The organism is Amycolatopsis bartoniae (assembly GCF_014191255.1).
In the GTDB taxonomy this organism is placed as follows: domain Bacteria; phylum Actinomycetota; class Actinomycetes; order Mycobacteriales; family Pseudonocardiaceae; genus Amycolatopsis_E; species Amycolatopsis_E bartoniae.
This window is the reverse complement of record NZ_JACHWH010000005.1, coordinates 360,720-374,233: the sequence shown is the minus strand read 5'-3', so window position 1 is coordinate 374,233 and position 13,514 is coordinate 360,720. Positions and strand designations below refer to the sequence as shown.

The 13,514-nt window shown below is 72.8% G+C and carries 13 protein-coding genes and 1 pseudogene; 7 read left to right on the top strand and 7 right to left on the bottom strand.

Annotation, left to right across the window (positions count from 1 at the left end):
* Positions 1-174, bottom strand: a 174-nt coding sequence (locus FHX82_RS25230; RefSeq protein WP_183176818.1) for a winged helix-turn-helix domain-containing protein, incomplete at its 3' end; no start/stop codon positions are given.
* Positions 175-207: 33 nt separating this feature from the next.
* Positions 208-876 (bottom strand): hypothetical protein, encoded by a 669-nt coding sequence (locus tag FHX82_RS25225; protein ID WP_183176817.1) that lies wholly within the window; start codon positions 874-876, stop codon positions 208-210.
* A gap of 129 nt (positions 877-1,005) precedes the next feature.
* On the opposite strand from FHX82_RS25225, the gene FHX82_RS25220 reads away from it, so the two are divergent.
* Complete coding sequence (locus FHX82_RS25220) at positions 1,006-3,447, top strand: hypothetical protein (RefSeq protein WP_145936476.1); 2,442 nt, start codon at positions 1,006-1,008, stop codon at positions 3,445-3,447.
* Here the strand turns inward: FHX82_RS25220 and FHX82_RS25215 are convergent.
* Positions 3,444-5,030 (bottom strand): ABC-F family ATP-binding cassette domain-containing protein, encoded by a 1,587-nt coding sequence (locus FHX82_RS25215; protein WP_145936477.1) that lies wholly within the window; start codon positions 5,028-5,030, stop codon positions 3,444-3,446. The genes FHX82_RS25220 and FHX82_RS25215 overlap by 4 nt on opposite strands.
* Positions 5,031-5,142: 112 nt before the next feature.
* On the opposite strand from FHX82_RS25215, the gene FHX82_RS25210 reads away from it, so the two are divergent.
* The 4 genes and pseudogenes from FHX82_RS25210 (at position 5,143) to FHX82_RS37205 (ending at position 6,927) form a co-directional block, all read left to right on the top strand.
* Positions 5,143-5,766, top strand: coding sequence for a VOC family protein (locus tag FHX82_RS25210; RefSeq protein ID WP_145936478.1), 624 nt, complete (start codon positions 5,143-5,145; stop codon positions 5,764-5,766).
* Positions 5,767-6,005: 239 nt separating this feature from the next.
* Positions 6,006-6,140 (top strand): annotated as a pseudogene (locus FHX82_RS38070) (ABATE domain-containing protein); the annotation flags it as partial.
* Between the two features lie 47 nt (positions 6,141-6,187).
* Positions 6,188-6,487: a CGNR zinc finger domain-containing protein gene (locus FHX82_RS37810; RefSeq protein ID WP_229881165.1), complete on the top strand. Its 300-nt coding sequence runs from the start codon at positions 6,188-6,190 to the stop codon at positions 6,485-6,487.
* A 314-nt stretch (positions 6,488-6,801) separates the two neighbouring features.
* Entirely contained in the window at positions 6,802-6,927 is a 126-nt protein-coding gene (locus FHX82_RS37205) for a hypothetical protein (RefSeq protein ID WP_260172355.1), read from the top strand.
* Here FHX82_RS37205 and FHX82_RS25200 read toward each other — a convergent pair.
* The 3 genes from FHX82_RS25200 to FHX82_RS25190 all read right to left on the bottom strand — a co-directional run bounded on the left by FHX82_RS25200 (position 6,905) and on the right by FHX82_RS25190 (position 10,102).
* Positions 6,905-8,455, bottom strand: a complete 1,551-nt coding sequence (locus FHX82_RS25200; RefSeq protein WP_145936479.1) for an alpha-L-arabinofuranosidase B — start codon at positions 8,453-8,455, stop codon at positions 6,905-6,907. The genes FHX82_RS37205 and FHX82_RS25200 overlap by 23 nt on opposite strands.
* Before the next feature lie 718 nt (positions 8,456-9,173).
* Complete coding sequence (locus tag FHX82_RS25195) at positions 9,174-9,893, bottom strand: DUF1990 family protein (protein WP_145936480.1); 720 nt, start codon at positions 9,891-9,893, stop codon at positions 9,174-9,176.
* A complete protein-coding gene (locus FHX82_RS25190; protein ID WP_145936481.1) occupies positions 9,890-10,102 on the bottom strand; it encodes a hypothetical protein in 213 nt (70 codons plus the stop codon). Before FHX82_RS25190 ends, FHX82_RS25195 begins: the two co-directional genes overlap by 4 nt.
* 91 nt (positions 10,103-10,193) lie before the next feature.
* Here FHX82_RS25190 and FHX82_RS25185 point away from each other — a divergent pair, with 91 nt between their 5' ends.
* Positions 10,194-10,880, top strand: a complete 687-nt coding sequence (locus FHX82_RS25185) for a DUF1990 family protein (RefSeq protein ID WP_145936482.1) — start codon at positions 10,194-10,196, stop codon at positions 10,878-10,880.
* 359 nt (positions 10,881-11,239) lie between these two features.
* Complete coding sequence (locus FHX82_RS25180; protein ID WP_221216502.1) at positions 11,240-11,794, top strand: Uma2 family endonuclease; 555 nt, start codon at positions 11,240-11,242, stop codon at positions 11,792-11,794.
* Here the strand turns inward: FHX82_RS25180 and FHX82_RS25175 are convergent.
* Complete coding sequence (locus FHX82_RS25175; protein WP_183176816.1) at positions 11,791-13,413, bottom strand: DUF6119 family protein; 1,623 nt, start codon at positions 13,411-13,413, stop codon at positions 11,791-11,793. The genes FHX82_RS25180 and FHX82_RS25175 overlap by 4 nt on opposite strands.
* Positions 13,414-13,514: the final 101 nt, after the last annotated feature.

Here is a 13,514-nt window from a genome sequence, read left to right as displayed (position 1 = left end):
GGCGGCCTCCAGCACGTCGAGGTGCTGCGAGATCGCCTGCCGGGACGGGCCGATCCCGTGGTTGGTGAGCAGCCGGGCGCAGATCTCGAACAGCGTCTGCCCGTTCCGCTCGGTCAGCTCGTCGAGGATCGTCCGGCGCGTGGGGTCGGCCAGGGCCTTGAAGACGTCACCCACGCGCCACACGATAGGCAAGCCGTCACTTGCCTGTCAACTGAAGGTCGCCGAGGCGAGCATGCGGTCGAACGCGGTGTCCAGCTCCGGAGTGGACGCGTGCTCGACCACCAGGATCTTGCTCTGCGGCAGCCACCACATCCGGATCTGGTTGTTCTGCGCCGGCTCCTGGCAGGTCTCCTGGAACCGCGCGTACTCCGCCTTCTTCGGCCCCACCGGCGCGAAACCGCTTTCCAGCAGCGTGCTGCCCGTGGCCTCGGAGCCCGTGCCCGGATCGGCCGCGGGGCCGATGCACGTGGGCACGTCGGTGCCCGGGTACCAGCCGTACTGGCGGTGCGCGTCCGGCAGGTTGATCATCCCCTCGTCGGCCGCCGCCCGCAGGTCCAGGATCTTGCCTTCGCACGCGAACGCCGGCGACTGCAGGCAGCCCTCGTAGCCGGGGTCGCGGGACTCCACCGCGTACTGGGTGTCCGCGGGCAGCCGCACGGTCATCGTCGCGATCGTCGCCGTGACCCCGTCCGTCGACGGGTACGACGAGGACTGCGGCGCCGCGCTGGTGGTCGAGGGCGCGGCCGACTCGCTCGCCTTCGCGCCGCCGTCACCGCTGACCGGTGCTCCGCCGGACTGCGCCTGCCCGCTCGTCGTCTGCGTGCATCCCGCAAGCACCAGCGCGAGGACCGCGCACCACGTGAACCTGCTCCGCACCACTGCCCCTTCCTCCGGACCGCCCCCGGCCACTTCGACGCGGCGGGGTGCGGCTGGTTCCCGTTCGGGTGAAGGCGGTGTGCCACACTGTCCCCGCCGAGGTCGGGTGGCCGGACTGGGGTGATGCGTGTGGCGGTGCCCAGGTACGGGGTCGTCTCCGGAGCGCGCCCGCCCGGGGCGGTCGAGCCACCGGTCACACTGGACTCCGGGATCACCGAGCTGCGGGTGCACGGCGTCGGCGGCACCACGCCCGACGCGCTGCTGCGCGACCTGGCTCCGCGGCAGGCCGCGGGTGACCGCGTGGCCGGCTTCTACCGCACCGACGACCTCCCCGCCCGCGGTGACGTGCCCGCCCGGCACGTGGAGGCGTACTCGTGGGGCGGGCTGACGTCGCGGTCCGGGGTCCGCGTGCTGTGGCTGCTGCTCGTGCCGTTCCTGCTGGCGAACCTCGCGGGCTGGATGTACCGCGGGGACGGCGGGGAGCGGCCGTCCGGGCCGTGGTTCGCGTGGCACCGCGTCACCGCGAACCTGGCGTGCCTCGCCCTCACCGTGAACGCCGTGCTGGTGGCGGTCCTGATCGGACCGGACCTCATCGCCTTCCAGGCCACCCGCGCCGGGCTCGTCGACCACCGGCCGTGGCTGTGGCCGTGGCAGTGGACCTGGGTCGCCGGGCACGGCGAGCGCCCGCTGGTGATCGGCTTCGCGCTGGTCGCCGTGGGGATCGGGGTGCTCGTGCTGCTCGCGCTGCGCACGCAGAGCCGGTACGAGTCGGTGCTCCCGCCGTGGCGGTTGGAAGGCGACGCGGCGACGGCCGCCGCGCAGGCGGACGGGCGGCCGAGGACGTCGGCCGCGGACACCACGCTGACCGACCCGAGGTTCTGGAACTCCGCCCGCGCGGTGCGGCGGATGACCGGGGCGCACGTCGCGGCCGCGCTCGGGTTCCTCACGGTCACCTTCGCCGTCACCGCGCGGGCCGCGTCCCCGCAGCCGCGGGCGCTCGCCTGGTGGTGGGTCGCGATCGTCGTCGGCGCGCTCGTGCTCGCGACCTCCGCGGCGGTCGTCGCGGGCGACCACTGGGCGGGGCGCCTGGCCAAGGGGCGCCTGGACAACCGGCCGTGGCAGGTGGCGGTGCACGTGACCCCGCCCGCCGGTCTGGTGTGCGCGGGGGTCTTTGCGCTGCTGCAACCGCAGATGGTCCAGACCAGTGGCTCGCTGCCCGGAGTGAACGGGATCGTGGCCGCCACCTACGCCGCGCTGGCGGCGGCCGTCGTGCTGATGGCGCTGGGCGCTCTCGCTCGCAGGCTGGTCTCGAAGCCCGCCGCCAAGAGCAAGCGGCTCGTCGGCGGGCCGGTCGTGGTGACGGTGCTCGCGGCGGGGCTGCTGAACTCGATCCTGCTGAGCGTGCTGTTCACCGTGGGGCACACGCTGGGGTCGTTCGCCGCCGAGCCCGCCGGCGCTCCGGGGCTGCTGGCCATGCCGCTGCCGCTGGTGTGGGCGGGTCCCGTGCTGACCGTCACCCTGCTGGCGGCGATCGTCGGCGCGATCCTGGTGCAGCTGCCCCGGCTCCGCGGCGGTTTGCGCAGCCCCCGCGGGTTCGACGAGGACTACCGGGCGTACGCGCACGACGAGGAACCGGCGCGCGGCGGGGCGGCGGACGAGGCGTGGTACGTGAGCGCGGTTCCCCGCGACGGGGACACGAAGGCGTACCAGGTGGACGCGCCGGGCGAGCAGAAGTCGTGGCGGCGCAAGCTGAAGTGGACCTACCGGCTGGCCGAGGTCCGCTCCGTCGCGGCGGTGCTGATCTGGCTCGTCGCGGTGCTCCAGACGGCCGGGGTGCTGGTGGTGCTCGTGTGGCGGCCGCCGGTGCCCGACGCGTGGTTCAGCCCGAACGGGGCGCTGGGCAAGGTCGCGATCTTCGTGTCCGGGCTGGCGCTGGCGGTGCTGATGTGGTTGCTGCGCCAGGGCTGGCGCGATCCGGCGCGGCGCCGGCAGCTCGGGGTGCTCTGGGACGTGGGCACGTTCTGGCCGCGGTCGTACCACCCGTTCGCGCCGCCGTGTTACGCGGAACGCGCGGTGCCCGACCTCCAGCGGCGCATCTGGCGGCTGAACGACCACGGGTCGCCGGTGGTGCTGGTCGGGCACAGCCAGGGCGCGGTGCTGTCGGCGGTCGCGCTGCTGCCCGGCCTGTCGCGGGCGCGGCAGGGGACGATCGGGCTGGTGACGTTCGGGAACCCGGTGTCGTGGCTGTACTCGTGGGCGTTCTCCGGCTGGCTCAACCCGCGGGTGCTCGACGCCGTGCTGCGCGACACCGGTGGGAGCGCGCGGGTGGTGGCGTGGCGGAACTTCTGGTATCCCACCGACCCGATCGGCAACAGCGTGACGGTGGAGCGCCCGGACCCGGGCCGCCTGCACGACGAGTGCCTCCCGGACCCGCCCTCGGCGTGGCACGTCTACGGCGACCCACCCCCGTCCGCGGGCGGCCATTCCGGCTACTGGACGGACGCCAGGGTGTGGTCGAAGGTGGACGCACTGAGCCGGGAGATCGCGCCACAACTGTCCTCTGCGGACTAGTCCTCCGTCACCTTGCCGTCCGCCACCGCGAAGCAGCGCGTGACGTGCACGGCGTCCAGCATGCGGCGGTCGTGGGTCACCAGCAGCAGCGTGCCCGGGTAGGTGTCCAAAGCGGACTCCAGCTGTTCGATCGCGGGCAGGTCGAGGTGGTTCGTCGGCTCGTCGAGCACCAGCAGGTTCACCCCGCGGGCCTGCAGCAGCGCGAGCGCCGCCCGGGTGCGTTCGCCCGGGGACAGCGTCGCCGCGGGGCGCAGGACGTGCGCCGCCTTCAGGCCGAACTTCGCGAGCAGCGTCCGGACGTCCGCGTCGGCGAACTCCGGCACCTCGCGGGCGAACGCCTCGGCCAGCGTGGCGTCCCCGAGGAACCGTTGCCGCGCCTGGTCGACCTCTCCCACGACGACTCCCGGACCGAGCGTGGCGCTTCCCTCGGCGAGCTCGGCCCGGCCGAGGAGGGCGGCGAGCAGCGTCGACTTCCCGGCCCCGTTCGCGCCGGTGATCGCCACCCGGTCCGCCCAGTCGATCTGCAGGTCCACCGGGCCGAGCGTGAACGCGCCGCGCCGCACGACCGCGCCACGGAGGGTGGCGACCACCGCGCCCGCCCGCGGGGCCGCGGCGATCTCCATCCGCAGCTCCCACTCCTTGCGTGGCTCCTCCACGGCGTCCAGCCGCTCGATCATGCGGTCGGTCTGCCGCGCCTTGGCCGCCTGCTTCTCCGTCGCCTCGGCGCGGAACTTGCGGCCCACCTTGTCGTTGTCCGGAGCCTTGCGGCGCGCGTTCTTCACGCCCTTTTCCATCCACGCCCGCTGCGTGCGCGCCCGCGCCTCCAGCCCGGCCTTCGTGGTGGCGTACTCCTCGTACTCCTCCCGGGCGTGCCGCCGGGCGACCGCACGCTCCTCCAGGTAGGACTCGTAACCGCCGCCATAGGTGTTGACCTGCTGCTGCGCGAGGTCCAGCTCCACCACGCGGTCCACGGTGCGGGCCAGGAACTCCCGGTCGTGGCTCACCAGCACCGTCGCCGAGCGCAGGCCGGTGACGAACCGCTCCAGCCGCACCAGCCCGTCCAGATCGAGGTCGTTCGTCGGCTCGTCGAGGAGGAACACGTCGTAGCGGCTCAGCAGCAGCGACGCCAGGCCCGCGCGCGCCGCCTGGCCGCCCGAGAGCGCGGTCATCGGCTGGTCGAGGTCGACCGCGAGCCCGACCTCCGCGGCGACCTCGCCCGTCCGCTCGTCGAGGTCGGCGCCGCCCGTGCCCGCGGTCAGCGCCTCGGTGGCAGTGTCCAATTCGGACTGCGCGGCGGCGACACCGGTGCGGCGGGCCAGAAAAGCCCGCACCGACTCGTCCTCGCGCCGCTCCGGTTCCTGTGGCAGGTGCCCGACGATCGCGGTCGGCGGGCTCAGCCGGATCTCCCCGGCCTCCGGCCTGTCCAGGCCCGCGAGCAGCCGCAGCAGGGTGGACTTGCCCGCCCCGTTGGCGCCGACCAGCCCCACCACGTCACCCGGCGCGACGACCAGGTCCAGCCCCGAGAACAGGGTCCGCTCGCCGTGCCCGGCGGCCAGTCCCTTGACGATGATCGTTGCGCTCATGAGAACACGAAGTTTAACCCTGCGCCGGGGACCCGAAGGGGGGTGTGGCGGTCTCGAGAGCGGTCAGGAATCGAGAAGCACCGGCCGCCCCGCCGCGCCTAGCGTTTCCGGCATGACTTCACTCGACAACATCACCCTCGAAGTGGCCGATCCCGCCGCCGCTCAGCGCTTCTACACCACCGCCTTCGGGCTCGGCGACCGGCTGCGGTTGCGGGCCTCGCACGAGCCGAGCGACGGGTTCCGCGGGTTCACCCTGTCGCTGATCGTGTCCCAGCCCGCCGACGTCGACGCCCTGGCCGGGGCGGCGCTGGAGGCCGGGGCCGAGTCGCTCAAGCCCGCCACGAAGTCGTTGTGGGGCTACGGCGCCGTGGTGCGTGCGCCGGACGGGACGATCTGGAAGGTCGCGACCCAGGCGAAGAAGAACAGCGGCCCGGCCAGCCGGCGGATCGACAGCATCGTGCTCCTGCTGGGCGTGGCCGACGTGGCCGCGAGCAAGCGGTTCTACGTCAGCCGCGGGCTCACGGTGAGGAAGAGCTTCGGGCGCGTGTACGCCGAGTTCGCGGCGTCCGGCCCCATCACGCTGGGGCTGTACCGGCGGCGGGCGCTCGCCAAGGACGCCGGTGTCCCGCCCGAGGGCTCCGGATCGCACCGGATCGTGGTCGGTGGCTCGGTGGAGCCGTTCGTCGACCCGGACGGGTTCGCCTGGGAGACCAGTGCCCTGGCGGCGAAGTCCTGATGTGCCATTACCGCCTGGCGGAAGTGGTCGCGGCGCTCGCCCGCGAGTCGGCCGAGGTGCGGGACACGCCTGCTGACCAGGGGTTTCCGAACGAGGAACGGTCCCGGGAAGTGCTCCCGGCCGAGTGCTCGGGTGTTCCGGCTGCCGAAGACAACTCATCGGGAGGGTTATGTTGAGGTCATGACGTCCGCCTTCGTCAGCGGGCACCTCGCACTCGACTTCGCCGGCACGATGGGACGCTGGCGGACCTGCTCGCCGAGCCCGCGGACCTGACGCGCTGGCTGGTCGAGGCGGGTGTGGTCGACGATCCGCCGCGGGCGGAGCAGGACGACCTCGCCGCGGCCCGGCAGCTGCGCGGCGCCGCGTACCGGCTCGCGCTGGCGGCCGCCGAGGGCGGGGTGCCAGAGGCGGCAACCGCCGCGTGGCGAACACGGCGGCCGCCGTGCCGCCGGTCCGGCTGCGGCTCGCGGAGGACGGCACGGCGTGCCGCAGCGGCGACATCGCCGCGGCCCTCGCCACCCTCGCCCGCTCGGCGATCGAGCTGGTGAGCGGCGTCGACAGCGCACTGATCCGCGAATGCGGGGCAGAGGAGTGCACGCGGCTGTACGTGGACCGCTCCGCCCGCCGCTCGCGCCGCTGGTGCGACATGCGCAGCTGCGGCAACCGGGCGAAGGCGCAGAACTTCCGCCGCCGCCGCGCCGCCGCGGGCGCCGTGGCCTGAGGGCGGGGGTTGGTGGCTGAACCCCGTGCCGCCTGGATGGGGTGCCGGAGGGGTGAGGTAGCGACCCGGCGGGCATCCCGGGACGCGTGCGCGGGGCTTCCCTCGACAGGCCGGTGACCCTTCGCCGCGGTACTCGACGCGGCGCCCCCAAGCCGCCGTGGCGAAATGCCGGACTCCGCCCAGTTGCGGCGCGCCCAGGAGGAGGTGCCACCTTTCCGTAACCACCGAATAGGGTTACGTCCTGGGAGGAGTGTCCCCGTGTCCGTGTCACCCACGGCGGCCGAGGGCGGGACCGGGCCCGTGCGCTTCGGGCCGTGCCACCGCTGGACGGCCGCATCGGCGAGTGCCGCGTGCTGCTCGTCGGCCTGGTGTCCGGTCCGGACCACCTGGGCCGGACCGGACACGGGCTGAGCTCCGTCAGCTCCAGGGGCCGGTGGTGATCCAGCTGGAGTCGTCGGCCCACAGGTTCGTGCTGTCCCAGGCGTTCGAGCCACCGTTGCTCGCGATGTAGATCACGAAGTTGTAGTGGCGCAGGTAGTGGCCCGGGTAGTTGACCGACTGGAACGACAGGCCCTGGCCGCTGTTGCCCGCCTGTGGGCAGAACGTCGCGTCCTGGGAGAACAACGCGCTGCCGTCGTTCGGTTGCAGCCACAGCTGGTAGTTCGCGTGCCGCAGGTACTGGCCTGCCCGGTTGGCCGACTCGAACGACACGCACGAGCTGTTGGCGAGCCCGGCGCGCACGATCCACGTGGCGTCCTGCTTGAGGGTGGCCGTGCTGCCCGAGCCGACCGCCGCGATCTGCACGCCGGTGTCGTTGTCGTTGTGGGTGATGTAGTCCGACACGCAGCAGCCCGTGGTGGCCTGCAACGAGATCCGCGACCCAGCGGCGGGCACCGGGGTGGCGGAGGCGGCGTAACCGGCGGCGGTGATGTTGGCCTGCACGGAGTTCTCGGTGGCGTCCGACGGGAAACCGGAGGTCATGACACCCTCGTAGAAGGTGCCGGCGGCGCCGTTGCTGTTGTCACCACCGATGCCGAGGATGATCGCGCCCTCCTTCTTCATCGGGTTGTAGCCCGAGACGTTGGGCCGCGCGCCGTCGTAGAAGGTCGAGAGGCCGCCGGACTGCGCGTTGCCGCCGCGGATCGCCCAGTGGTTCGGACCACCCTTGATGATCGCGGTGGTGAACCGGTTGCTGATGGTGGGATCGTTGGCGTTGTAGCCCGCGTTCACGCCGGAGAACAGCCCGTTCTCCAGGTCGGCCATGATCCACGGGCCGTTGCCCGTGCCGTAGCCCCAGCCCTTGCTGTTGCCGAAGTAGATGGCCTCCATGTGCCCGTTGCCGTTGTCGAGGCTGTTGGTCTCGGCGTTGCCGTAGTCGAAGCAGCAGTTGCCGTTGTAGTGCGTGCCGTCGAAGATCGCGTACATGCCCTCCGGCTGCTCACCGGTCGCGATCCCGTTGGTGTTGTTGTCGCGGTAGCCGGTGCCGGGCGTGACGAAGACGCCGTACGCCTTGTGCCCGCCCACGGTGACCGGCGCGGAGGTGGCGTTGGCGAGGTTGTCGTAGCCGCCGGCGGCGGGGCCGTTGAACCCGCCGGGCGGGGCCTGGGTGAGGTTGTTCCCGCGGCCGGACTGGTCGTAGATCACCGTGATGACGCAGCTGCTGGCGGCGCAGAACGAGTCCTGTGCCGCGGCGTTGGCGACGCCGCCCGCGCTCAGCGGGCCGATGTTGAGCGTGGCGTTGTCCGAGGCGCGCCGGACCTGGTAGAGCGCCCCGTTGTACGAGCCGTAGAGGGCGCGAGTGGTGCTGTGCGCGGCGACGCACGGGGTGCCGCCCGCGGCGTAGATGTCACAGGGCCCCTGCGTGGCGGCGAACGACGAGGGGGCGTTTCCGACCGCGGTACCGAGGGCGGCGACCAGGGCGAAGCCCGCCGCTGAAAGCGCTTTCCATAGCTGGGGTTTCCGCACCATCGATGAACTCCTTTGTCCAAGTGTTAGCGCTAACAGGTGTGGGACGGCGCTGCGACCTCCGGAGGTTCGAGCGGAACTGCGAGAGACGCGAGACGTCTTCACTATCGCCCCGAGCCGGGAAGGCGTCAAGACTCCACTTGCTTGCACCGCACGCCAACAAGAAACCAACCACGCATGGTCTGGACCAGGGAGAGGATTGGTCTTCGACGGGCGATGTTCAGCGGGCCCTGCGCCGGGGGAGTGGCCGCCATGCCGAGGCCAGGCGCGTCAGAGCGCCGTGGGACCGCAGCCGCTGGCGCCCGCCGCCGCCCACACGCGGGGCGGCCCCCGGCGGCACCGGTTTCCCCCGCAGCAGCCGCCTCAGTGAACTCCCGCAGCCGCTGCGCCCGCCGCCCCCACACGCGGGGCGGCCCCCGGCGGCACCGGTTTCCCCCGCAGCAGCCGCCTCAGTGAACTCCCGCAGCCGCTGCGCCCGCCGCCCCCACACGCGGGGCGGCCCCCGGCGGCACCGGTTTCCCCCGCAGCAGCCGCCTCAGTGAACTCCCGCAGCCGCTGCGCCCGCCGCCCCCACACGCGGGGCGGCCCTGGACGGCACCGGTTTCCCGCGCAGCCGCCGCCTCTGTGAACTCCCACAGCCGCTGCGCCCGCCGCCCCGCGGACGTCCCCGGCCCGATGCACCAGAGCATCGCCACCGCTGCCACCGCCCGACGCTCCACCGTTACCCCGGCCCGGCGCGGTGGACCGCCACGGCGTCCCACCGCGTCACCTTCGCGTCCGAGGGCGCCACCACCAGCCGCCCCACGCGCGGGGCGGGCCTGGACGGCACCGGCTCCCCGCGCAGCGCCGCCTCCGTGAACTCCCGCAGCCGGGCGCCGCAGCGGCGGTAGAACCGCAGCTGCTGCTGGCGCCCGAACACGCGCCAGCCGAAGGAGACCACCGGCCCCAGCGTGGGCGCGCCCTGCGAATAGCTTTCCGCCACGAACTCCACCCGGCCGCTGTCCTGGTGCTTGATCACCTGGTAGGTCACCTTGCCCCGCTCCAGGTGGCCCTCCAGCGTCTCGTACGCCCAGCCCCACACGCGGTCACCGTCGTCGCGGGTCTCGTCCACGATCTCGGTCACCCGCACCCCGCAGTAGAAGTGCAGGCCGTGGAACCGCGCTTCGAGCAGCATGTCCCGGCCCAGCAGCGGCGCGTCCGGATCGAACAGCGCCCGCACCGTCTCCGGCGGCGAGAACTCGTAGCCCCGCACCAGGCGGCACGCGTGCTCCCACGAGCCTCCCGGCTCCGGCGGTCCCGGCCGCTCCGCGGGCAACCCGTGGCGGTGAGTGTCGATGTTCCACTCCGGCCTGCGCACCTCCGCGACCGAGTAGTTGACCTCCGCCCCGGCCAGCTCGCGCCAGACCCGCGCCGCGTCCAGCCTGCCGAAGACCCAGCTCACTCGTGTTCCTCCAGCGAGTCCCCGATCAGCCACATCGTCGGCGGCCACAGACCCACGAACAGCGCGCGCCGCTCGGCGTTGCCCCGCTGGTCCTGGTCCACCGTCTTGGCCCGGATCCACAGGCCCAGGCAGAGGCCGATCGTGGCCAGCGAGGCGAGGTGCAGGTGCGCGCCACGCACGTGGGCCCGGTGCAGCAGGCGAACCACCATGGTGTCTCCGTCGAGTCCGTGTCACCGCCGGAATGCGGGGTACTGGAGCCTGTACCCGGAAAATTCGGTTTCACCCACTGGGAGGGCGCGGATGCCGTCACCTCGCCGGGTGCTCGCCCTGGTCGCGCGCTGGCTGGCGGGCACCGTGCTCGTCACGTGGCGCTACCTCTGGGCCACCACCCCGCTGCACCGCACCGAATCCCCCGGTGGGATGGCGGACCGGCCGCCCCGGGTGGCGCCCGAAGTGCTCGACGACCGCGTCCAGCTCGACGGCTACGGCCCCCTGTTCCACCGCAGCTTCCGGGCGCGCGTGGCCGGGACGAAGCTGGACGCCGGGCAGCTGGTCGACCTCGTCGTCCACGACTTCAAGCACTTCGTCCCCACCGAGGTCGTCGACGTCCACTTCGGAGCCTCGGGCGGCCGCGCCCTGGACGTCGGCGACGAGCTGCTGGTGGAGATGCCGGGCCCGTGGAACGGCCCGGTCCGGATCGCCCACCGCGACCGCACCACCGTGCGGCTGGTGACCCTGCGCGGTCACCTGGAGGCGGGGCAGGTGCAGTTCCGGGCGGCGGCGGAGAACGGGCTGCTGGTGTTCGAAATCGAGCTGTGGGCCAGGGCCGCCAACCGGCTCGTGCACCTGCTCTACGCCCACCTCCGGTTCGCGAAGGAGGTTCAGCTCAACATGTGGGTCCGGTTCTGCCTGGCCGCGGTGACCACCTCGGGCGGAGAACTGGTCGACGGCGTCCACATCACCACCCGCCGCCTCGACCGCGGCTGAATGGGCGTGGTTGCTCGTTCTTCCCCCCATCGCCTACCATCGGATCCTTGAACGCTCCGCCCGGAAAGCGCTTCCCAGATTGCCGCCGGAACTGCGGGGGATTGCGCGCCGGAATACGGGTGCCGACAATTTCCTGAATTCTTTTCCGGCACACTTTCGGCGCAGCGCGGGCGCTTTTTCCACAGGAACGTCACTGGCGGGCAACCCTCGGTGACAGTGGGTGCCCGGAAACTTGGGCACGGCGGCGGCCACTGGTGCTTTCGGGGTGCCCGCGGCCCGCCGTCCGCAGCGGTTGGTCATCGGAAGGCGGCTAAGCTGTCGCCGGCGCGGCTTCGGATCTACGCGATGTTGGGGAGACCATGGCGACTGTCCCGGTGTTCGGTCACCGTGAGCCATTCACGCGCAGGGATCTGGAGTCGATCGCCGATGACGGTCACCGCTACGAGCTGGTGGACGGGGTGCTCCTGATGAGCCCCTCACCCCGTCCCCTGCACCAGCGCGTCGTGGCCCGGGTGCTCGCCGCCGTGAGCCGGAACTGCCCGGCCGACTGCGAGGCGCTGCCCGCGCCGGTGGACGTGGTGCTGGCCGACGACACCGTGCTGATCCCCGACGTCGTGGTGGGCCGCCGCGGCGACTACACCGAGCGGGCGCTGGTCGGGGTGCCGGTGCTCGCGGTCGAGGTGATCTCGCCGTCCAGCCGCCTGATCGACACCGAGCTCAAGCGGGCGCGCCTGGCCGCGGCGGGCTGCCCGAACTACTGGCTGGTGGACCCGTACGTGCCGGACGTGCTGTGCCTGAGCCTCGCCGGCGACGCGTACGTGACGCTCGCCAAGGCGTCGCACGACCAGCCGATCGCGGTGGACCAGCCGTTCCCGGTCACCCTCAACCCCGCCGAACTGGTGTCGGACTACTAGGGGATCACCGCGATCCGCAGCGGGATGCCGTAGGTGGTGAGCGCCACCGCGGCCGACACGAGGGCCGAGCGGGCGAAGGTGAACAGCGTCTCCGGCCGCAACGGCTTGTCGGAGCGGTGGATCGCGTAGACCAGGCCGGCCGGGCGGTCGCCGAGCGTCGCCGCGCGGGCCGGGTCGCGTTCGGCCACCAGGCGGACGAACCGTTCCCACGTCTGGCGGTCGGTGAGGCTCTCCGCGGCCACCAAGCCCTGCGCGAACAGGTGGCTCAGCACCGACGACCCGGTGCTGCCGCTGACCTTCTTGACGTGCACGAGCTCGTTGCCCGGCCCGAGCAGGTCGCACGCCTCGAAGCCGCGCGGGTGCACGCGGGTCTTCAGCAGCGACCGGTCCAGGCACAGGAACCGTTCGTCCACCGACTCGACGTGCCGGTTGTACGCGGCTTCGGCCACCCGGCCCTGCTCGTTGCGCGGGGCGTCCTGCCACGGCGGGAGTGTCCACTCGGGCCGGTCGGCGAAGGCGTCCGCCACCACGCGTTCGACGTGCGCGAGGTACTGCTCGCCCAGCCGGTACCAGTCGCCGTCGACGAGCACGAACCGCGCGCCCGGCTCGACGACCTCGGCGGCGAGCCAGTGCAGGGCCGACACCGGACCGCCGAGGCTGCGGCCCTCGTCGTCGAACCCCTCGATCGCGCTGGTCCGCAGCGTCGCCAGGCGGTGGGCGGTGTGCCGCAGCCCGGCTCGCAGGTCGTCGAGCGTCAGCTCGCCGGTGTCGACGGGGACGTTCCCGACGTGCCCGCGGAACCAGTGCGCCGCCGGGCCGTCGTGGTACCGCGCGGGGTAGGAGATGCCGAGCTCGCCCTCGCCGGACCCGGCCAGCAGGTCGGCCGCGGCGGAGTCGAGCTTCTCGGTCAGCTCGTGGCCGGGGCCCAGCCGCCGGACCCAGCGCAGCGGGGCGAGCCGGGCGTGCACGTCCGGCGTGGTCGCGAGCCGCGTCAGCTCGCGCAGGTCCGCCAGCAGGTCCTCGCCGCGCGTGCCGAGGTGCAGCTGCAGGCCGTCGCCGCAGTCGAGGCTGAAGCGGAAGTTGCGGTAGCTGCCCCGGCGCCGCACGTAGGTGAAGTCCGCGTGTACGTCGCGTTGCACCCGGCCGGTGAGGCTGCGCACCAGCTCGGCGTGCTCGCGCAGCCCGAACGCCCACAGCCCCTGCCCGCCCGGCACCAGGTTCCGGTCGACGCGTGCCTTCGCGCTCAGCGCGCGGCGGGTGATCCGGCGGATCTCGTCGGGATCGAGCAGGCGCACCGCGATGTCGAGGCCGAACTCGCGGTCGACGTGGCTGTCCCGCAGGTAGCGCCAGCCTTGGCCGAAGGTGAGCGCGTACTGCGTGCCGTCGGCGGCGAGCAGCAGCGCCGCCGCGGACGTCGTGGTGGTGAACCCCAGGTCGACGCCGGTGAGCGAGCGGACGGCCTCGGCCCACTCCACGGGGCTGGGCTGCGGAACCCCGGAGACCAGCAGCGCCGGCGTGGCGGCGACCTCCACCTCGCGCACGAGCACGTCCCCGCCCAGCACCTTCGGCGCGACGAGGTCACGGGGGTCGGCGGCGGGGTGGAGGCGGTACACGCTCATCCGGCGTGTTTCCTGGGCCACGTTTCCTCGATAACAGAAATTCCGGGGCGCGCACCCGGTTCCGCGGCGGAATCACTCGTTCGTCCGCGCGTTCCTGAACC